Origin of the sequence: Phenylobacterium deserti (assembly GCF_003254705.1) — a bacterium.
GTDB lineage: Bacteria > Pseudomonadota > Alphaproteobacteria > Caulobacterales > Caulobacteraceae > Phenylobacterium > Phenylobacterium deserti.
Genome location: NZ_QFYR01000001.1, coordinates 705,036 through 725,408 on the forward strand (window position 1 = coordinate 705,036; position 20,373 = coordinate 725,408).

Here is a 20,373-nt window from a genome sequence, read left to right on the forward strand (position 1 = left end):
AATCTTACGCTCTCTTGAGGGCGAATTTCAGGGAGTCGAGCTTCGACTTCAGCGAAGCGTCGAACAGACGGGAACCGACCCGCACCTTGATGCCGCCGAGGATGGCGGGATCGACGCGGGTCTCAATCTCAGGATCCTTGCCGAGCGCCTGGCGCAGGGCCTGGGCGACGCCCTTGGCTTGCGCGGCGCTGAGCGGCACGGCCGTGGTCACTTGCGCAGAGATCGCCCCGCGCGCTTGAGCAGATAGGCGCTCGAAGCCGACAATCACATCCAGCAGGGCCGAAGCGCGTCCGTTGGCCGCAAGCAGGCCGAGAAACTTGCGCGTCGTCGGGTTGAAGCCGGCTTGAGCGGCGATGGCCGCCAGGCCACGACCCTTGTCGTCCGAGCCGAACTGCGGCGACGCCAGCAGGACGCGCAGGTCACGGCTGTCGGCCAGGGCGGCCTTCAACGACTTCAGGTCGGCCTCGACCGCCGGAATCTGGTTCTGTTCGTTGGCAAGATCGAAGAGGGCTTGGGCATACCTGCCACCCACATTCGACGCCTGGGAATCGTTCGCCACTTGTTGTCGCCCGGTGCGTGTCGGATAGCCGCTAGCGGAACAAGTCCGCAGCGACGCGGTAAAGGCTTATAAAGGCTTCGGAAAAGCACAGCGGGAACAAGGGCCTGAACGACCCCTGCCCCTAAGCCGCGCGCCTGATAGCACTATGATTTGGGCGCGGCAACCGAAGGGGCCGCGACAATGGGCGAAGAGCTAGGGCGCCGTGCGCCCAAGCTGCTTCATTCGCGCCGTCAGTTCGGCGGCTCCGGCATAGGCTTCCTGCAGCTCGACGCTCCAGTAAAGCAGCTGATCCAGCGGGATGCGCTTTCCGGTGACGGCGCACAGAACATAGGCGCCGGGCTTCACCACATCGAAGTCGGGGGTGCCGTAGTCGAGGACGGCCTGCTGATCATCGAGCGCCATGGGGGCTCATATAGAGAGCCGAGCGCACGGAAACAAAGCGGGCGCCGGCTCGCGAAAGCCGGCGCCCGTCGAGGCAAGCGTCCGATGGACGCCGGGAGAAACTTACTTGCCGGCCAGCTGCGTGGTGGCGCTGGCGCGGGCGATGGCGGTCTTGTTGCACTCGGCCAGCTGCTCGGCTTCGAGGGCGGCGCGCGACGAGGAGAACGCCGCCACCGGACCGGCCTTGAGCGCGATGGTCTTGCAGGTGGCCACGCCGAAGGTGCGGGTGGTCGGGGCCGCGGCCACGCAGGCGTCGGCTTCGCACTGGAACATGGCGCCGCCGGCGATGAACTTGGTCTTGGCGGCCACCGGCTTCTCGAGCTTGGCGGTCACGGCGTCGGCGGCGAAGGCCGAGGAGGCGGACAGGGCGGCGAGAGCGGCGCAGGCGGCCGCAAGGGTCTGAAGCTTCATGGGTGGTCTCCAGGTCGGGGAGGTGACTGACGACGGCTCGGCGCCCTGCCCGCGATCCGCAACCTGTGTCCACACCGGCGGCGCCGCGAACTGAGCAACGTCAAGATAGCCGGCGGCGCTTCTGCCCGGCTACGCCTGATCATGCAAGGCGACTCTGCAAAACTGCAGAACAGCGTGCCGGCGCTTCGCGCCTCAGGCGCTCGCCCGTACCTCTTCCACCACGATCTCGGTCTTCACCGAGTTGGCGATGAAGCATTCTTCGTGAGCGAGGTGATGAAGGTGGTCCGCCTGCTCCGGCGTGGGCGCGGCGCCCGCATAAGCGATCTGCGGCCGCAGCGTGACGCGCGTCACCGCCAGGCGCCCAGTCTCGTTCTTCTCCATGATCCCTGCCGCGTCGTCGCGATAGGCGGTGACCACGAAGCCGGCGTTGCGGGCCATGTGCAGGAAGGTCAGCATGTGACAGGCCGAGAGGGAGGCCACCAGCATCTGCTCCGGATCCACCGCCCCCAGCGCCGCCCACTTGTTGCCGACGACGTGACGGGACGCCGTTCCCGGCACCTGCGGCCCATCTTCGAACCTCACCGAGTGGCCACGGCTGTAACGGCCGGCGGGGAAGTCCTCCCCCGCCTGCAAAGCCCAGTCGACGACCGCCCGGTAAGTCGCCATCAGAACGCCTCGGCCGGCAGGGCCATCATCAGTTCGGCGCCTGTCTTGAGCTTGGCCAGGTGCGCCGCCGTTTCCGGCAGGATCCGCTCGACGTAGTAGCGGCCGACCGTGACCTTGTTGGCGTAGAACGGGTCGGCGTCGCCGGCCGCGATCTTAGCCTGGGCCGCCTTGGCGGTTTGAGCCCACATGTAGGCCAGCGCGGTCAGGCCGAAGAGCTGCAGATAGTCGGTGGACGCCGCGCCGGCGTTGTCCGGATTGGCCAGGCCGTTCTGCATCAGCCACATGGTGGCTTCCTGCAGTTCGCCCTTGGCCTTGGCGAGCCCGTCGATGAAAGGCTTCAGCTGCGGGTCGGCCTCGTTCTCGCCGATGTAGGCGTCGAGCTCGGCGAAGAAGGTCATCACCGCGCGGCCGCCGTTGGCCGCCAGCTTGCGCCCAACGAGGTCCAGCGCCTGCACCCCGTTGGTGCCTTCGTAGATCAGGGCGATCCGCACATCGCGCAGGTACTGGCTGACGGGGAAGTGCTCGGTGAAGCCGGAGCCGCCGTGCACCTGCATGGCGTCGGACGCAACCTTGAAGCCGCGGTCGGTCAGGAAGGCTTTCACCACCGGCGTCATCAGCGCCATGTAGTCCTGGCCCTTCTGGCGAACGGCCTCGTCGGGGCTGGCGTGCGCCAGGTCCCCCTGCAGCGCCGTCCAGGCCAGGAACGCCCGGCCGCCCTCGATCACCGCGCGGCTGTCCATCAGCATGCGGCGCACGTCCGGGTGGACGATGATCGGGTCGGCCGGACCTTCAGGGTTCTTGGGACCGGTGAGCGAGCGGCCCTGCAGGCGATCCCGAGCGAACTCGGCCGCGGCCTGATAAGCGGCTTCGGCTTGAGCGACGCCTTGCAGGCCGACGCCGATCCGCGCCTCGTTCATCATCACGAACATCAGGGCCAGGCCGCGGTTCTCCTCGCCCACCAGCCAGCCGGTCGCCTCCTCGTGACGGATCACGCAGGTGGCGTTGCCGTGGATGCCCATCTTCTCTTCCAGGCCGTCGCAGAAGACGCTGTTGCGCTCGCCCGGATTGCCGTCCGCATCAGGGATGAACTTCGGCACGATGAACAGGCTGATGCCGCGGGTGCCGGCCGGCGCCCCTTCGATCCGCGCGATCACCAGATGGACGATGTTCTCGGTGAGGTCGTGCTCGCCGCCCGAGATCCAAATCTTCTGGCCGCTGATCTTGTAGGTCCCGTCGCCCTGCGGAACCGCCTTGGTGCGCAGCAGGCCCAGGTCCGTGCCGCAGTGCGGCTCGGTGAGGTTCATGGTGCCGCCCCACTGACCGGACGCCAGCTTGGGCAGGTAAAGCTGCTTCTGCTCGTCCGACCCGCCCACATGGATGGCCGAATAGGCGCCATGCGTCAGGCCCGGGTACATGGAGAAGGCCATGTTGGCGCCGGACGACATTTCCGAGAACGCGATGTTGACCACGTGCGGCAGCCCCTGCCCGCCGTAGTTCGGGTCCGAGCCCAGCGCCGGCCAGCCGGCTTCCACCAGCTGGGCGTAGGCTTCCTTGAATCCTGGCGGGGTGACCACCGTGTGGTCCTCGTTCCAGGTGCAGCCGGTCTTGTCCCCGACGCTGTTCAGAGGGGCCAGGACTTCGCCAGTGAAGCGGCCGGCTTCCTCCAGAATCTGGTCCACCACGTCCATGGAAGCATCGGCGAACGCCGGCAGGTCGGCGTACTGCTCCAGCTTCAGGACGTCGCGCAGCAGGAAGGCGTAGTCACGGACGGGCGGCTTATAGGGCATGGCGGCTTCCGGTCTTAAAGGTCAGGAACTTGAGGGCGGTGGACGACGCCTACTTCACGTCAGCGTGCTCCACGTCGCCCAGGCGGCGGCGCAGCATCTGGTCGTAGTCCGCCGCTTGGGGCAGCAGGTCGGGGCGGGTCTCCTTCAGGCGCTTCTCCAGCGCCTCGCATCCCGCGCGCAGCTCTTCGATCGCGTTGTCGATGTCGAGCTTCTGCTGCTCGAAGGCGACGATGCGCTCGCGGAACTTGCGCAAGGACCGCGCCGCCTGCTGCAGGCCGCCGTCGCCGACGTCGTAGAGATCCAGGATCTCACGGATCTCGGCCAGCGACAGGCCCACGCGTTTGCCACGCAGGATCAGCTGCAGGCGCGCCCGCTCTTTGTATGAGTAGACGCGGTTCAGCCCCTCGCGGGCGGGGGCGAGCAGCCCCTTGTCCTCATAGAACCGCAGGGCGCGCGGCGTGCAGCCGAACTCCATGCAGAGCTGGCGGATCGTGAAGGTGCGGTTCGGGCGGCGCAGGTCCGTCGACATGACGTGCTCCTCGGCCATGGGATGCAATCGGGCCGGCAGCTAAACGCCAGCTTCCGTTTACGTCAAGGGAATGTGCTGACGTAGCGGCCTGCCGCGAAGGAAACGCACACCGGCGGCTTCCGGCGCCTACGGGCACGCAAAAGCCGCTCGAAAGGCGACCGGTGGAAAGCCTGGAGCCCTGCCGCGTTGGACGCAGGTGGATCCACACCGGCTGCCTCAGGTTCTCGATTGGCGTGACGCCCCGCACGGCCTCGCGCCGCCCCTGCTGTTCCACCCAGACCTTGAGCAGATCGGGAAGCACGAGGGCCAGCTCGCCCGGGCGCTGTCGGACGTCGTTCAGGAGATCGCCCGACAAACGTGGGAGCGACGCGGGCAAGCATTCAGGGGCGTCCACGCCAAGAGCTTGGGGCTCATCGCCGGGCGGCTGAATGTGCGGCCGGACCTGCCGCCGTGGCTTGCTCAGGGTCTGTTCGCGTTCCCCGGCGAACATCCTTGCCTGATGCGGGTCTCAAGCTTGGCCGGCGACATCTTGCCGGAGGCCGTGTCTCTGCCTCGAGGCTGCGCCATCAAGGTTCTGGACGTTCACGGGCCGCGCCTCGCTGGCGCACCGGAGGCAGGTAGCCAGGACTTCGTGCTCGCCAACAGCCGAACGTTCAATGGCCGGAACGCCCGCCTTTTTCTTTGGGCTTTGCGGCGGCTTAGCCGCGTGGCCGAGCGGGGCGCAGGCGCGAAGATCCTTGCGTCACACCTCACCCGCCGCGCCGAGAAGCTGCTGGAGCGGTTCGGGCGAGAAAGTCCGGAGCTGAAAGCCGTCGGCGGACAGCCGCTGACCCATCCACTGGGAGACGCCTTCCACAGTCAACTGCCCATCCGTTTCGGAGATCACGCCGCGAAGTTCGCCCTTGTTCCAGCCTCTCCGGAACTGCGGGGCCTTTGGGACGCGCCGGTGGCGGATAGCGACCGCGAGGATGCGGTCCGTGAGGCGATCAGCAGGACCATGCAACGCTGCGGCGGCGCCTGGAGCCTCGCCGTCCAACTCTGCCGCGATCTGCGGTCAAACCCCATTGAGGACGGGGCCGACGATTGGGACGAGGCAAGCAGCCCGTTCTTCGAAGTGGCTGAACTGCAGGTCGGGCCGCAAGCCGCTTGGGATGAACAGCACTCGCCTGAGCTGGATGCACGGATCGGCTTCTCGCCGTGGAATGGTCTAGAGGCGCATCGTCCTTTGGGCGCCCTGATGCGTCTGCGCCAGCTCAGCTATTCGGAATCATGCGGGGCTCGAGGGCAGCGCAACGCGGTCGACGTCCAAGCCCCAGCCAAGCTCGATCTTGAGCGGCTAACCTTGCGTAGATGAAAGGGAATTCACTCGACCCCGCGCCCTCGTCGCGGCGAAGCTGCAGCATCGACGGGACGGGGCTGGTGATGAGACTTCCATTCGCGATGCTGGCTCTGGCTGCCGGCCTTGGCGGCTGCGCTTCCCTCGGTGGGGCTTCCGGGCCCGCAACCCCGCGCATCGACTACCACCAGCACCTCGTCAGCCCGGCCTTCGCGCCGATCGTGAAGTTCCCCGAGATGGACGGCCAGGCGCTGGTGGCGCGGCTCGATGCGGCCGGCATGGAAAAGGCGGTGGCGCTGTCCATGGGCTACAGCTTCTCGGACGAGCGCAAGAAACTGCCCGACCCTGCCGGCCTGACCCGGGCGGAGAATGACTGGACGGCACGGCAGGTGGTCGCCAGCGGCGGCCGCCTGATCGGTTTCTGCGGGGTCAATCCGCTGCGGCCGGAGGCGCTGTCCGAGATCGACCGCTGCCTTAGCCTGCCCGGCATGCGCGGCTTGAAGCTGCACCTCGGCAACAGCGGTGTCACCCTGCGCGACCCAGATCACGTCGCGCGCATGGAAGAGGTGTTCGCGCTTCTTCAGCGGCGCGGCGCGCCCGTGCTGATCCACATGCGAGCTAGGGGCGGAAAGGACTTCGGCGCGCCGGACGCCCAGATCTTCCTGGATCGCCTGGTCCCAAGAGCGCCCGACGTGGAGATCATCGTCGCCCACTTCGGCGGCGCGGGTCCCGGCTACCCCGAACAGGCGGATGAGGTGATGGGCGTCTTCGCCGTCGCGGCCGAGCGCGGCGATCCGCGACTGCGCAACCTCTACTTCGACATGGCCACGATCCTCGTGGCCGACAGCACGCCGGAGGAAGGCGCGCGCGCCGGCCGGCGGGTCCGACAGCTCGGCCCCAAGCGCATTTTGTTCGGATCGGACATGGCCGCGCCGGGCGCGCCGAGCCTCAGCGACGCCTGGACCATCTTCCGCACCAAGGCGGGGCTGAGCGAGACGGAGGCGCGCGTGATCGCCGGCAACCGCCTGCGCTTCACCCGCTAGGCCGCAACCAGTTCGCCCGCGAGCGCCCGCTCGATCAGAGCCAAAGTGCGGTCAACGCCGAAGATCGCCACGAAGGAGCCGAACCGCGGTCCGGTGGCCTGGCCAAGCAGCACCTCGTAGAGAGCGCCGAACCAGGCGCGCAGCGGCTCGAACCCGGCGGTCTTGCCCACGTCGAACACTTCGTTCTGGATCGCTTCGGCATCGGCCCCAGCGGGCAGCGCCTTGAGCCGCGCCACCAGGTCTTCCATGGCCGCCCGCTCCTGGTCGGTCGGCAGGCGGAACTTCTTCGAGGGCTTCACGAAGTCCTCGTAGTAGTTGATCGCATAGCCCGCGAGCTTGTCGAGCAGCGGCTCGCTCTGTGCGTTCGCGCCGGGAATGTAGCGCTCGATAAAGGCCCAGAGGATCTCCTTCGTCGAGGCGTCCGCCGCGCTGACCAGGTTCAGGAGCAAGGAGAAGCTGACCGGCGAGCCCGCTTCCGGCGGGGCGCCGCGATGGACATGCCAGGCCGGATTGTCGATGGCCGGCTTCTCGCTCTCGCCCCGGGCGCGGTTGAAGGCGTCCAGCTGCTGCAGGTACTCGTCCGTCGCCTTCGGGATGACGTCGAAGTACAGCCGCTTGGCCGACTTCGGGCTCTGGTACATGTAGTAGGCCAGGCTCTCGGGCGTGCCGTAGCGCAGCCACTCCTCCATGGTCAGGCCGTTGCCCTTGGACTTCGAGATCTTCTGGTTGTTCTCGTCCATGAAGAGCTCGTAGTGGAAGGCCTCCGGCGGCTCGCCGCCCAGCGCCTTGCACACCTTGTTGGACACCCGGACGCTGTCGACCAGGTCCTTGCCGCTCATCTCGTAGTCGACCTCGAGCGCCGTCCAGCGGGCCGCCCAGTCGGGTCGCCACTGCAGCTTCACATGGCCGCCGGTGACTGGAACTTCGGTCAACTCGCCGTCTTCGTCGGGGAAGGTGATGGTGCCCTTCTCCACGTTGCGCGCGACGGTCGGCGCCTGCAGGACCTTGCCGCTCTTGGGGCTGACCGGCAGGAACGGCGAATAGGTCGCCCGGCGCTCTTCGCCCAGGGTCGGCAGCATGATCGCCTGGATGGCGTCAAAGCGCGCCAGGACGCGCAGCAGCACCTCGTCGAACCGGCCGGACTTGTAGCATTCGGTCGAGGAATAGAAGTCGTAATCGAAGCCGAAGCCGTCCAGGAAGGCGAGCAGCCGGGCGTTGTTGTGCGCGCCAAAGCTCTCGTGCTCGCCGAAGGGGTCACGCACGGCGGTGACCGGCTTGTCGCGGTCCTCTTCCAGGATGTGCCGGTTGGGCACGTTGTCCGGGATCTTCCGCAAGCCGTCCATGTCGTCGGAGAAGACGATCAGCTTGGTGGGGATGGCGTCCTCGGTCAGGGCGCGGAAGGCGGTGCGCACCATGGTCGGGCGCGCGGCCTCGCCGAAGGTGCCCATGTGCGGCAGGCCGCTGGCGCCATAGCCGCACTGGAAAACGACGGGTTTGAGGAGCTGCGGGAACTGGGCCACCGCCTCGGCCGCCTTGCCCTCGTTGATCAGCGAAAAAGCCAGATCGCGCTCGGCGTCGGACAGACGCAGGCGGAGCACGCGGGAAAGCAGCAGGCGGGCCTGTTCGAACGGCCAGCTCTTGGCCTCGCGCGCCTGGTGGGAAAGTCCTTGCAGCATGGGGGCGCCAGTACGCTGCGGGAAGCTCGGGCTCAAGCCGTTTTCGGAACCTGCGGCTCCGCTGGACGTCTAGCCCAAGGTTTTCAAGGAGCTGGGCTTTAGATGAACCTGACGATCGCCAAGCGGGCTCTGGGCCTGCTCTCCATCGGCCTTGGCGTGCTGGCCGTGGCCGCGCCGCGCCGCGTGTCTCAGACGCTCGGCCTCCAGGCCGACGAGCAGACGGTCAGCGCCTTTGGCGCGCGGGAGATCGCTTCGGGTTCGGGCCTTCTGTCGCCGGTGAAGCCTGGCCCGTGGTTCTGGACGCGGGTGGGCGGGGACATCATGGACCTCGCCGCCCTGCGCAACTCGCTGGGGCGCGACAACCCCAAGCGCCATATAGCGGCGGCGGTGACGGCCGTGGTGGCGGGGATCACCATCATCGACACCGTCATCGCCATCCAGTCGCTGGTCGACAAGCGGGCGAACGCCCAAGCCGCCACTTAAGGGCCTGCGACCTGAAGGGGACCTGGCCCTTAGCGGGCCAGGTTCGTGAGGAAGACCACAACCGCCAGCAGCGGGGTGGCGGCGAGCGTGACGTTGGCGAAGCCGAGCATATTGTTGGTGTTCATGACGTGCCTCATCTGAGTTCTGTGTGGTGAGCGCCGGGTGGCGTCTCGATGAGGCTGGTATACGCAACAGCCGCCGCGAATACTCGTTAAGGCTGCGTCATGACACCGAATTCACAAGATGAATACTCTGTAAGGTTGCGCCGCCCGACCCCGCCCCAGATGGAATGAGATGATCCGTCCGCAGGACCTGCTCTGCCCGAGACCCGAGGGCCTCTATTGCGCCCCCGGCGACTTCTACATCGACCCCGTGCGGCCGGTGGACCGGGCGGTCATCACCCATGGCCATTCCGACCACGCTCGCTCCGGCCATGGCGCGGTGTTGGCCACGCCCCAGACCCTCGACATCATGGGCGAGCGCTACGGCGCCCAATTCGCCCAGGCCATGCAGCCGGCCGAGTACGGCGAAGTGGTGAACCGCGACGAGGTCGAGGTGACGCTGGTCCCGGCGGGCCATGTCCTCGGCTCCGCCCAGGCGGTCGTCCGTTGGAAGGGCCTGACCATGGTGGTCAGCGGCGACTACAAACGCCGGCGCGATCCGACCTGTCCGCCCTTCCAGCCGGTGGCCTGCGACGTCTTCATCACCGAGGCGACCTTCGGCCTGCCGGTGTTCAAGCATCCGGACGACAAGGACGAGATCGCCCGCCTGCTGCGGTCCGTCGCCCAGTTTCCGGAGCGGGCGCACATGATCGGCGCCTATGCCCTGGGCAAGGCCCAGCGCATCATCTGCCTCCTGCGCGAGGCGGGCTGGGATGAGACCATCTACGTCCACGGCGCGCTTGAGCGGCTGAACGCGCTTTACGAGCGACACGGCGTGGACTTGGGTCCGCTCGCGCCCGCCACCACCGGTCGCAAGAAGGACGAGTTCGCCGGCCAGATCATCATCGGCCCGCCGTCCGCCCTGCAAGATCGCTGGAGCCGCCGTTTCCCAGATCCGGTGGCCGCCTTTGCGTCGGGCTGGATGCAGGTTCGCGCTCGAGCCCGCCAGCGCGGTGTCGAACTCCCCCTCGTCATCAGCGACCACGCCGATTGGGACGAGCTCACAGCCACTGTGGACGAGATCCGCCCCGGCGAACTCTGGATCACCCACGGCCGCGAGGAAGCCCTCGCCCGCTGGGCCGAACTCCATGGCGTTTCCGCCCGGGCCCTCGCCCTCGTCGGCTACGAGGAAGAGGACGAGGACTGAACCTTGCGCGCACGCCCGACGTTCGCCTCCACAGAAGGAGCATGACCATGTCCGAACCCGTGAACCCGATGGGCAGCCCGATCGGCGGCGACGAATACGGCGGCCCGATGAGCCGTCCCGACGGCGCCGGCCTGCCGCCGGGAACGGGCGGCGGCCTCACCCCGCCTGGCGGCGGCGACAACCCCGACCCGATGCCGGGCGATGGCGACTTCGGCCAGGACGTGCCGGGCGCGGTCCCCGGAGGCGCGTGACCTGAACCGGCGCCCTACACCGAATGCTGCCCGAACCCCCGTCGTCGCGGGGATGAGCGCCCTGCTGTAGCCATGCGCGCCTTTGCCGAACTGCTGGACCGGCTGTCGCTGACGCCGTCGCGCAACGCCAAGCTCACCTTGGTGCGCGACTACCTGCGCGACACGCCGGATCCGGATCGTGGCTGGGCGCTGGCCACCCTGACCGGCGACCTCACCTTCGACGCCGCCAAGCCGACCTTCATCCGCAAGGCGGTGGAGGAGCGGATGGACCCCCAGCTCTTCTGGTGGTCCTACGACTATGTGGGCGACCTCGCCGAGGCGGTGGCCCTGGTCTGGCCCATGCGGCCCGGCGCAAACCGAGAGCCCGAGCTGTCGGAGGTGGTCGAGGCGCTCCGCACCGCCACGCGGGCCGAGGTGCAGCGGCTGATCGAGGGCTGGCTCGACGCCATGCGCGAGCCGCGCGAGCGCTGGGCCTTGCTGAAGCTCATGACCCGGGAGCTGCGCGTCGGTCTGTCCGCCCGCCTGGCCAAGCAGGCCGCGGCGGACTTGGGCCCCGTGCCGGTCGCAGAGGTGGAGGAGCTTTGGCACGCGCTCCACCCGCCGTACGAGGACCTGTTCGCCTGGCTCGAAGGCCGGTCCGAGAAGCCGACCTCCGACAATCCCGGCCGCTTCCGCCCGGTGATGCTGGCCCAGGCCATCGACGAGGCGGTGGACTTCGCCAAGCTCAACCCAGCCGACTACTCCGCCGAATGGAAATGGGACGGCATCCGCGTCCAGGCGGTGAACGAGCGCGGCGTGCAGCGGCTCTACACGCGCACCGGCGACGACATCTCCCGCACCTTCCCGGACATTCTGGACGCCTTTCACGAGGACGGCGTGCTCGACGGCGAGCTGCTGGTGATGCGCGACGGCAAGGTCGCCACCTTCGCCGATCTCCAGCAGCGGCTGAACCGCAAGGCGGTCGACGCCAAGCTGATGGCCCAATATCCGGCCGCGATCCGCGCCTACGACATCCTGGCCGAGGGCGAGGACGACCTGCGCACCCTCCCCTTTTGCGAGCGGCGCAAGCGTCTGGAAGCTTTCGTCGAGCGCCAGCACACGCCGCGCATCGACCTGTCGCCCTTGCAGCCCTTCTCCAGCTGGCCGGACTTGGCCGATCTCCGCGCCGCGCCTCCCGAAGGCGATCCGCAGATCGCCGAGGGCATCATGCTGAAGCGCGTGGACTCGATCTACGAAGCCGGCCGCCCCAAGGGCCCCTGGTTCAAGTGGAAGCGCGACCCGTTCCTCGTCGATGCGGTGCTGATGTACGCCCAGCGCGGCCACGGGAAACGCTCAAGCTTCTACTCCGACTACACCTTCGGGGTGTGGACTCCGTCGCCCGAGGGCGGCCGCATGCTGACCCCTGTGGGCAAGGCTTACTTCGGCTTCACCGACGAGGAGCTGAAGCAGATCGACAAGTTCGTCCGCGACAACACGGTCGAACGGTTCGGCCCTGTCCGCTCGGTCCGTGCCGAGCCTCACGCCGGCCTGGTGTTCGAAGTCGCGTTCGAGGGCCTGCAGCGATCGGGCCGGCACAAGAGCGGCGTGGCTATGCGCTTCCCCCGCATCAATCGCATCCGATGGGACAAGCCCCCCCGGGAAGCGGACGAACTGACGACGCTGGAGCGCCTGCTGGAGCAGATCGAGGCGCGGTAACTCAGAGCCGACTCCGTCAAGTTACCGCTCCCACTGTTACAACAAATGCGCGCATTGCGTGGTAGAAGTGCAACGCTGTGTCGCATTCCGACGGCGCGCAGCGTCAGCATAGGGACCACCGCACAGCCCCGATGATTACCCCGTCATCTCTGCCGATCGCGGAGACAGCAGGGGCTTTCGCCTCCGCTGCAGAGCTGACGGAGGGCCCCATGGGGCGTTTGGATCAACCGAACTGGTTGCTCGGCACTTCGGCCTTGGCCGGAGCTTTCCTGATCATCGCCGCTCCGCAGGTCGCCGCGGCTCAGGCTCCGCCTCCGGGCACGGGCGGCACGGCTGGCGGCGCCACGCCGGGCGCCGTGGCCGGCGGCGCAGCCCAGGGCTCCTCGCCCGGTCAGGTAGAGGAGCTGATCGTCACCGGCACTCGCATCCCGCAGCCGAACCTCACCAGCGTCAGCCCTGTGCAGGTCGTGACCGCACAGGAGGTCAGCCTTGGCGGCCGCACCGTCACCGCCGACTTCCTGAACCAGCTGCCGCAGATCCAGCAGAACGCAGCCTCAGGGCTCGGCGCGACGTCCAATCCGCTCTCGGGCCCTGGCGGCGTCGCCACCATCGACCTGCGCGGTCTCGGCCAGACCCGCACCCTCGTGCTGGTGGATGGACGCCGGCTTGGCGTCGGCGACCCCAACACCGGCAACCCCAATCCCTCGCCCGATATCAACCAGATCCCAGCGCAGCTGATCGAGCGGGTGGACGTGCTGACCGGCGGCGCCTCGGCGACCTACGGTTCCGACGCCATCGCCGGCGTCGTCAACTTCATCATGCGGCGCAACTTCGAGGGCTTCCAGGTCGACTTCCAGGAAAGCGTCTTTCAGCACGACCAGGACAACGACATCGCTCAAGGCGCGCTGCAGGAGGGCGGTCTGCCGATCCCGCGTGACCGCATGGACGGCCTCTCCTACGACTTCTCCTTCGTGGCCGGGCGCAACTTCGCAGACGATCGCGGCAACATCACCGGCTACTACACCTACCACCGGCAGGAGCCCGTTTATCAGGGAGCACGCGACTTCTCGGCCTGCCAGCTGAACATCGGCGACGACGGCCAGCCCTTCTGCGCAGGCAGCAGCAACTCGAACCTGTTCTACCTCTCGAGCGGGCTGGGCGAGGACCTGGCCGTCAGCGGTAACCAGTTCGTGCCTTACGGAACCGGCACGACCAATCCGCCGGCCCTGTTCAACTCCAACCCCTACAACTCGCTGATCCAGGACAACACCCGGACCACGGCGGGCTTCTTCGCCAACTTCGAGCTGAACCGCTTCTTCGAGTTCTACTCGGACTTCCAGTACATGCACGACAAGACCAACGTGCAGATTGCGCCCAGCGGCCTCTTCCAAGGCGGCGGCCCCTCCCCGACCGGGGGCTTCGCCGTCAACTGCAACAATCCGTTCCTGAGCGCCCAGCAGCAGGGGGCCCTGGGCTGTACGCCGGACCTGGTGGCGGCGGGGGAGACGGTCGATCTCTTCATCGGCCGCCGCAACGTTGAGGGCGGACCCCGCGGCTCGCTTTATCGGCACGAGAGCTACCGCGCGGTGTTCGGCAGCCGCGGCGACCTGTTCGGCCCGTTCCGCTATGACCTCTATGGATCGTACTACAAGACCCAGCTCGACCAGACGCTGACCGGCTACCTCGGCCAGACCCGCACGCAGAACGCCCTCCAGGCCGTGCAGGGACCAAACGGCCCCGTCTGCATCTCGGGCGGCTCTTGCGTCCCCTACAACATCTTCCAGGAAGGGGGCGTCACCCAGCAGGCCCTGGACTACATCATCCTGCCCGCGGCGACCTCCACAGGCGAGGCGACCCAGCGCATCGTCGAAGGGACGATCACGGGCGATCTGAGCCAGTGGGGCATCCGCTCGCCCTGGGCCAATGACGGGCTCGGCGTCGCCGGCGGGTTCCAGTACCGCAAGGAAACCCTGTCCTTCCAACCTGATCCGCAGTCAGCGTTGGGCGAGCTGTCCGGCGGCAGCGGCGTCGCAACGCCCGTCGATGGCGACATCAAGGTGTGGGAAGGCTTCGCCGAGGCCCGGCTTCCGCTGATCCAGGACCGCCCCTTCATCGACGAGTTGCAGCTCGAAGTCGGCTACCGCTTCTCGAGCTATTCGATCGACATCGAGACCAACACCTACAAGGTCGGCCTGCAGTGGGCGCCGAGCGAGGACATTCGCTTCCGGACCTCCTACCAGCAGGCGATCCGCGCTCCCAACATCCTGGAGCTCTACACCCCGTCATCGGTGACCAACACCAGCCAGGTCTCTGAAGACCCCTGCGCCGCCAATGCAACGCAGCCCGCCCCGCTGGAACAGTGCCTGCGCACCGGCATCACCGCAGCGCAGTATGGCGTGATCCCGCAGTGTCCCTCTGGCCAATGCGCGGTCCTGAACGGCGGCAACCTCAACCTGCGGGAAGAGGAGGCGAAGACCTTCTCTGTCGGCTTCACCACGCGGCCCCGGTTCCTCACAGGCCTGACCGCCAGCGTCGACTACTACCGGATCAATCTTGAAGGCACGATCAGCACCGTGCCGCTCGGCGTCACCCTGCAGCGTTGCCTGGAAACCGGTTCGGAGCAGTTCTGCAGCCAGATCGTCCGTTCGTCCGCCGGCACCTTGTTCGGCAGCAATGCCGCGTCGGGCGGCTACATTGTCGGAACGGGCGTCAACATCGGCTCCGGGGTCGCCTCGGGCGTGGACGCCCAGATCAACTACAGCCTGCCCTTCGAGCGCGTCGGCGTGACGGGCTGGGGTGCGCTGTCCTTCACCTTCTCCGGCTCCTACCTGATCGACGCCAAGACCACCCCCCTGCCGGGTGAGGACGAGTACAACTGCGCCGGCCTGTTCGGGCCGCAATGCCAGACCGTAAACCCCCGCTGGCGCCACACCCTGCGGGTGAACTGGGAAACGCCCTGGGACCTGCTGGTCTCGGCCGCCTGGCGTCACTTCGGCGAAGCCAAGCTGGAGACGGACACGAACGAGCCGACGATCGGCGAGAACACGGTCGATCCGTTCAACCACCTGCTGCCGGATCGCAACTACCTGGACCTGTCGGCGGTCTGGAGCCCCAACGAGGTGCTGTCGATCCGGGCCGGCGTCAACAACGTGCTCGACACCGATCCCCCGATCGTCAACGCGCTGATCGCCGGCACCGGCCTGCCCAACACCTACCCGAGCTACGACCTGCTGGGCCGACGCCTCTTCTTCGGCTTCACCACCAGGTTCTAGTTCGGGAGCGCCGCGCGATGTGCTTGGCCCCTGGCGTGCTCAGGGGCTAGGCTCTCGGCCCAGGTCGGAGAATGTGATGCGGCGTCTTGTGGTCTGTATACTCGCGAGCACGCTGGCTCTTGCCGCCTGCGGACAACGCTTCGATCCGGCTCAGGTCGAGCAGGCGGTGACGCCCTGCGGGACGGGGCTCACCACCCTGGGCGCCCTTGCCGATCTGGCCAGCGCCGGCGCACAGGATCCCACCTACGTCGCCCAAGCCGAACAGGTGGCGGCGACCTGCCGAACCGCTCGCCAGAAACTGGTTCAGCTCAAGGCGCCCAAGGCCTGCCTGGAGGTGGCGGACACCGCCGGAACCGCAGCCGCCGCGCTCAAGGCGGCCTTCAGCGCCGCGGGCCCGCGGGACGTTTCCCCTGCGCTCTCCGCTGCAGACCGCGCCGGGATCGCCTGCACGGAAGCGCTGGGTCGCTGACCTGTCGGGACGGCCGAGGCCCGCACGTCCTCTGGGCTCCAGCCTGCAGGAGGACCTCATGGACAGCACAAGCGAGCCCCTCGTTCCGGCCGAAGACCTGGTCCGCGATCATCCGATCCGCTTTCCCAACGAAAGCGCGGCCTATCGCGCCGCCCGCAACGCCCTGCTGATCGAGGAGATCGAGCTGCGGCGGCACATCGAGCGGGTCGCCGCCCAGCGGCGCGCCTTGCCTCCAGGCGGCGAAGTCGTCGGCGACTACCGCTTCCAAGGCGAAGATGGCGAAGTCGTCGGCCTTGAGGCCCTGTTCGCCGGCAAGTCCACCCTGGTCGCCTATAGCTACATGTTCGGCCCGCATCGCGAGCGCCCCTGCCCCATGTGCACCAACCTGCTGGGCGGATGGGAAGGCAACGCCGAGGACATCGCGCAGAAGGCGTCCCTGGTGGTGATCGCCCGTTCGCCCATCGAAAAGCTGAAGGCGTGGAAGGCCGAGCGTGGCTGGCGTGCGCTGCGCCTCTACAGCGACCTCAACGACAACTACTCGCGCGACTATTTCGGCGTGACGCCCGAGGGTGACGAGATCCCAGGGCTGAACGTCTTCTCGCGACGCGGCGGCGTGGTGCGCCACTTCTGGGCCGGCGAGATGGGCGACTGGACCAGCGATCCGGGTCAGGACCCGCGCGGCGCGCCGGACCCGGCTCCGCTCTGGATGGTCCTGGACTGCACGCCCGAGGGGCGCGACCCGACCTGGTATCCCTCGCTGACCTACCCGCCTGGCTAGGGCAGCAAGGTATCCCTCGCTGACCTACCCGCCTGGCTAGGGCAGCAAGGTATCCCTCGCTGACCTACCCGCCTGGCTAGGGCAGCAGACCCTGCTCCGCCAGGAACGCCTTCAGGTCCCCGTCGCGGAACAGCAGCCCGCGAACGCCGGCCCGCTGGGCGGCCTCCATGTCGGATCCCTTGTCGCCCACCAGGATCGAGCGCTCGCGATCGATCGGCCACTCGGCCATCGCTTTCAGGAGCATGCCCGGGTTGGGTTTGCGGTCCGGCGGGTTCGGGTGGCGATAGGCTTCCACCGGCGCCTCAGGATGCTGCGGCGCATAGTAGAACGCGTCGATGTGGGCGCCGGCCTGCGCCAGCTCCTTGGTCATCCTGGCGTGCAGCGTGTGCATGTCGGCTTCGGTGTAGTAGCCGCGGCCGATGCCCGACTGATTGGTCACCACCACCACGATCCAGCCGGCCCGATTGAACGCCGCCACAACCTCCCTGGCCCCTGGGATCCAGCGAAAGTCCTCCCAGCGATAGACGTAGCCTTCGTCTTCATTGAGGACGCCGTCCCGGTCGAGGAACAGGGCAGGGCGGAGCTGGGTTGTGGCGTGCTCGGACACGGGCCGGGTATATAGCGGTCCATAGGCGAGAGGCGATTTCAAAAAGCGCACGGACGCCTCTAACCTGCGACCAGCTTCCGCATCGCCCAAGGTCCGAGCTTGTCCGCACCGCCGCCACCCGTCCTGACCCTCGACGATCTGCGGGTGCGCTTCGTCGGCCCTGAGGGAGAGGTGGAGGCGGTGCGCGGCGTATCCCTCTCCATCGCCAAGGGCGAGGTGCTGGGCGTCGTCGGCGAGAGCGGCTCAGGGAAAAGCCAGACCTTTCTGGCCGCCATGGGCCTGCTGGCGCCGAATGCGCGGACCACCGGCTCCGCGCGGTTTCAAGGTCAGGAGCTTCTCGGCCTCCACGCGGCGGCGCTGAACCGCGTGCGCGGCTCGAAGATGACCATGATCTTCCAGGACCCGCTCACCGCCCTGACCCCGCACATCCGCATTGGCGAGCAGATCGCCGAGCCGCTGCGCGCGCATCTCGGGCTTTCCGCGCGGGCCGCCGAGGCCCGCGCATTGGAGTGGCTGGACAAAGTCCGCATCCCCGACGCTCGCCGCCGCCTGCGCCAGTTCCCGCATGAGCTTTCCGGGGGCATGCGCCAGCGGGTGATGATCGCCGCAGCCCTGGCGCCCGGGCCGGAGTTGCTGATCGCCGACGAGCCCACCACCGCCCTCGACGTCACCGTCCAGGCCGAGATCCTGGAGTTGATGGCCGAGCTCCAGCGCGAGACCGGAACCGCCCTGGCGCTGATCACCCACGACATGGGCGTCATCGCTCGCCTGGCCGACCGGGTCTGCGTGATGAGGGACGGCGCCTATGTGGAGGTCGCGCCTGTCGACCGCTTGTTCACGCAGCCCGCCTCCGCCTACACCCGCGGCCTTCTTGAAGCCGTCCCCAGGCTGGACCAGCCCGCAAGCGGCAAGCTCGCGCCGGTTGCGCCGGACGCGCCAGTGGTGATCGAGGTGCGCGACATCGAAGTGGCGTTCCCCATTCGCGAAGGGCTCCTGCGGCGGCGCAGCTTCAAGGCGGTGGACGGCGTCAGCCTGTCGGTGCGGGAAGGCGAGACGCTGTCGGTGGTTGGCGAAAGCGGCTCGGGCAAATCGACCCTGGCCCGCGCCGTCCTGCGGCTCATTTCGGCCAGCGGCGGCGCCGTCACCCTGCTGGGCCGCGACATCACCCAGGCCGACCGCGAAAGCCTGCGCCGCGCCCGCCGCGATCTGCAGATCGTCTTCCAGGATCCCTTGGCGAGCCTGGATCCGCGGATGACCATCGGCCAGTCGGTGGCCGAGCCGCTTCAGGTGTTCCGCCCCGACCTATCCCTGGCTCAGCGCACGGAAGCGGCCGCCGCCATGCTGGCGCGGGTGGGCCTCGGCGCCGCCATAGCCGGTCGTTACCCTCACGAGCTATCCGGCGGCCAGAACCAGCGGGCCGGCATCGCCCGGGCCATGATCCTGCGGCCCAAGCTGGTGGTCTGTGACGAAGCCGTCTCGGCGCTGGACGTCACCGTTCGCGCCCAGGTGCTCGATCTGCTGGCCGAGCTGCAGGCCGAGATGGGCGTCGCCATCATCTTCATCAGCCACGACCTGGCGGTGGTGCGCGAGATCAGCCACCGAGTTCTGGTGCTCTACCGTGGCCAGGTGGTCGAGGAAGGTGCGGCCGACCAGCTGTTCGCCCAGCCGCGCCATGCCTATACCCGCGCTCTGATCGCCGCCGCGCCGATACCGGATCCCAGTGTGGAGAGGCGCCGCTCACGCGAGGCTCTGGCCGCGACAGCCGACTAGTTCCCCTGCGTCAGCGCTCGCGTTGCAGCCAAAGGCCGGCGCCGTTAGGTTGCGCGCCTCTTTCGACCGGTCCCCATCCCCATGACGCTTACCTTCGACGACATCCTGGCCGCCAAGTCGCGGCTCCAGGGGCACATCGAGCGCACCCCCTGTCGCCCGTCGAGGACGCTCTCGGAGATTACCGGCGCTGAAGTCTGGGTGAAGTTCGAGAACCTGCAGTTCACGGCCGCCTACAAGGAGCGCGGCGCGCTCAACAAGCTGCTGCAGCTCACCGACGCCGAGAAGAAGCGCGGCGTGATCGCCGCCTCCGCTGGCAATCACAGCCAGGGGCTGGCCTATCACGCCGCCCGCCTCGGGATTCCGGTGACCATCGTGATGCCCCGCGGCACGCCCTTCGTGAAGGTGCAGCAGACCCGCAACCACGGGGCCGAGGTGGTGATCGACGGCGACGGCTATGACGAAGCCTCCGCCTTCGCCCGCAAGCTGTGCGAGGACCGCGACCTCGTGTTCGTCCACCCTTTCAACGACCTGGACGTCATGGCCGGCCAGGGCACCGTCGCTCTTGAGATGCTGGAGGATGCACCGGATCTCGAGGTGCTGCCCGTGCCGATCGGCGGCGGCGGGCTGATCGCCGGCATGGCGACGGCGGCCAAGCACGTTAAAAGCGACATCCGCATGGTTGGGCTGGAGCCGGCCATGTACCCGTCCTTCACCGCCAAGATGCGGGGCGTGAACGCCGGCGCGCCGACCGGCGGGGCGACCATCGCCGAAGGCATCGCCGTCAAGCAGGTGGGCGACATCAGCTATGGCGTGGCCCGCCCGCTGCTCGACGAGGTGCTGCTGATCGAGGAGCCGTATCTTGAGCGCGCGGTTGCGCTCTACACCAACGTCGAAAAGACAGTGGCCGAAGGTGCTGGCGCAGCTTCACTGGCTGCCCTGCTGGCTTACCCCGAACGCTTCCGGGGCAAGAAGTGCGGCCTGGTGATCACCGGCGGCAACATCGACACGCGCCTTCTTGCCTCCGTTCTGACCCGCGAGCTCGTCCGCGAGCAACGCATCATCAGCCTACGGATCATCGGCGACGATCGGCCCGGTCTGCTGGCGAACGTGTCGACCATCATCGGCCAGCTCGGCGCCAACATCATCGAGGTGGCCCACAACCGCCTCGCGCTCGACGTGCCGGCCAAGGGCGCCGAATTCGACCTGATGATCGAGACGCGCGACGCCCAACACACCCAGGAAATCATGGAAGCCCTGCGCGAGCGCGGCTATCCGCCGAGAGCTGTCTGACC

19 protein-coding genes are annotated in these 20,373 nt (G+C 67.8%); 11 read left to right on the forward strand and 8 right to left on the reverse strand.

Annotation, left to right across the window (positions count from 1 at the left end):
• Positions 1-4: 4 nt before the first annotated feature.
• The 6 genes from DJ018_RS03545 to DJ018_RS03570 form a co-directional block, all read right to left on the reverse strand.
• Entirely contained in the window at positions 5-559 is a 555-nt protein-coding gene (locus DJ018_RS03545) for a F0F1 ATP synthase subunit delta (protein WP_111513497.1), read from the reverse strand.
• 192 nt (positions 560-751) lie between these two features.
• Positions 752-961: a DUF2093 domain-containing protein gene (locus DJ018_RS03550; protein WP_111513498.1), complete on the reverse strand. Its 210-nt coding sequence runs from the start codon at positions 959-961 to the stop codon at positions 752-754.
• A 102-nt stretch (positions 962-1,063) separates the two neighbouring features.
• Positions 1,064-1,411 (reverse strand): DUF8200 family protein, encoded by a 348-nt coding sequence (locus tag DJ018_RS03555; protein WP_111513499.1) that lies wholly within the window; start codon positions 1,409-1,411, stop codon positions 1,064-1,066.
• A 192-nt stretch (positions 1,412-1,603) separates the two neighbouring features.
• Entirely contained in the window at positions 1,604-2,077 is a 474-nt protein-coding gene (locus DJ018_RS03560) for an OsmC family protein (protein WP_111513500.1), read from the reverse strand.
• Complete coding sequence (locus DJ018_RS03565) at positions 2,077-3,864, reverse strand: acyl-CoA dehydrogenase C-terminal domain-containing protein (RefSeq protein ID WP_111513501.1); 1,788 nt, start codon at positions 3,862-3,864, stop codon at positions 2,077-2,079. Before DJ018_RS03565 ends, DJ018_RS03560 begins: the two co-directional genes overlap by 1 nt.
• A gap of 49 nt (positions 3,865-3,913) precedes the next feature.
• Positions 3,914-4,393 (reverse strand): MerR family transcriptional regulator, encoded by a 480-nt coding sequence (locus tag DJ018_RS03570; RefSeq protein ID WP_111514660.1) that lies wholly within the window; start codon positions 4,391-4,393, stop codon positions 3,914-3,916.
• 196 nt (positions 4,394-4,589) lie between these two features.
• Between DJ018_RS03570 and DJ018_RS03575 the strand changes: the two genes are divergently transcribed.
• Positions 4,590-5,747, forward strand: coding sequence for a catalase family protein (locus DJ018_RS03575; RefSeq protein ID WP_111513502.1), 1,158 nt, complete (start codon positions 4,590-4,592; stop codon positions 5,745-5,747).
• Between the two features lie 68 nt (positions 5,748-5,815).
• Positions 5,816-6,772: an amidohydrolase family protein gene (locus tag DJ018_RS03580; protein WP_165842785.1), complete on the forward strand. Its 957-nt coding sequence runs from the start codon at positions 5,816-5,818 to the stop codon at positions 6,770-6,772.
• Here DJ018_RS03580 and DJ018_RS03585 read toward each other — a convergent pair.
• Positions 6,769-8,448, reverse strand: a complete 1,680-nt coding sequence (locus DJ018_RS03585; RefSeq protein WP_111513504.1) for a lysine--tRNA ligase — start codon at positions 8,446-8,448, stop codon at positions 6,769-6,771. The two genes, DJ018_RS03580 and DJ018_RS03585, sit on opposite strands and share 4 nt — an antisense overlap.
• 102 nt (positions 8,449-8,550) lie before the next feature.
• Here DJ018_RS03585 and DJ018_RS03590 point away from each other — a divergent pair, with 102 nt between their 5' ends.
• From DJ018_RS03590 to DJ018_RS03620, 7 genes are all read left to right on the forward strand, one after another.
• Entirely contained in the window at positions 8,551-8,931 is a 381-nt protein-coding gene (locus tag DJ018_RS03590) for a hypothetical protein (RefSeq protein ID WP_111513505.1), read from the forward strand.
• Positions 8,932-9,225: 294 nt separating this feature from the next.
• Positions 9,226-10,239: a ligase-associated DNA damage response exonuclease gene (locus DJ018_RS03595; RefSeq protein ID WP_111513506.1), complete on the forward strand. Its 1,014-nt coding sequence runs from the start codon at positions 9,226-9,228 to the stop codon at positions 10,237-10,239.
• 47 nt (positions 10,240-10,286) lie between these two features.
• Positions 10,287-10,490 (forward strand): hypothetical protein, encoded by a 204-nt coding sequence (locus DJ018_RS03600; RefSeq protein ID WP_133254209.1) that lies wholly within the window; start codon positions 10,287-10,289, stop codon positions 10,488-10,490.
• A gap of 72 nt (positions 10,491-10,562) precedes the next feature.
• A complete protein-coding gene (locus DJ018_RS03605) occupies positions 10,563-12,185 on the forward strand; it encodes a cisplatin damage response ATP-dependent DNA ligase (protein WP_111513508.1) in 1,623 nt (540 codons plus the stop codon).
• A gap of 209 nt (positions 12,186-12,394) precedes the next feature.
• Positions 12,395-15,457: a TonB-dependent receptor domain-containing protein gene (locus DJ018_RS03610; protein WP_165842786.1), complete on the forward strand. Its 3,063-nt coding sequence runs from the start codon at positions 12,395-12,397 to the stop codon at positions 15,455-15,457.
• Positions 15,458-15,533: 76 nt separating this feature from the next.
• On the forward strand, positions 15,534-15,926 hold the full coding sequence (locus DJ018_RS03615; RefSeq protein WP_111513510.1) for a hypothetical protein: 393 nt from the start codon (positions 15,534-15,536) through the stop codon (positions 15,924-15,926).
• Between the two features lie 58 nt (positions 15,927-15,984).
• Positions 15,985-16,704: a DUF899 family protein gene (locus tag DJ018_RS03620; protein ID WP_111513511.1), complete on the forward strand. Its 720-nt coding sequence runs from the start codon at positions 15,985-15,987 to the stop codon at positions 16,702-16,704.
• A 76-nt stretch (positions 16,705-16,780) separates the two neighbouring features.
• On the opposite strand, the gene DJ018_RS03625 is transcribed toward DJ018_RS03620, so the two are convergent.
• Positions 16,781-17,362 (reverse strand): D-glycero-alpha-D-manno-heptose-1,7-bisphosphate 7-phosphatase, encoded by a 582-nt coding sequence (locus tag DJ018_RS03625; RefSeq protein WP_338066132.1) that lies wholly within the window; start codon positions 17,360-17,362, stop codon positions 16,781-16,783.
• A 48-nt stretch (positions 17,363-17,410) separates the two neighbouring features.
• Between DJ018_RS03625 and DJ018_RS03630 the strand changes: the two genes are divergently transcribed.
• Positions 17,411-19,081, forward strand: a complete 1,671-nt coding sequence (locus tag DJ018_RS03630; RefSeq protein WP_111513513.1) for an ABC transporter ATP-binding protein — start codon at positions 17,411-17,413, stop codon at positions 19,079-19,081.
• An 81-nt stretch (positions 19,082-19,162) separates the two neighbouring features.
• On the forward strand, positions 19,163-20,371 hold the full coding sequence (locus tag DJ018_RS03635; RefSeq protein WP_111513514.1) for a threonine ammonia-lyase: 1,209 nt from the start codon (positions 19,163-19,165) through the stop codon (positions 20,369-20,371).
• Positions 20,372-20,373: the final 2 nt, after the last annotated feature.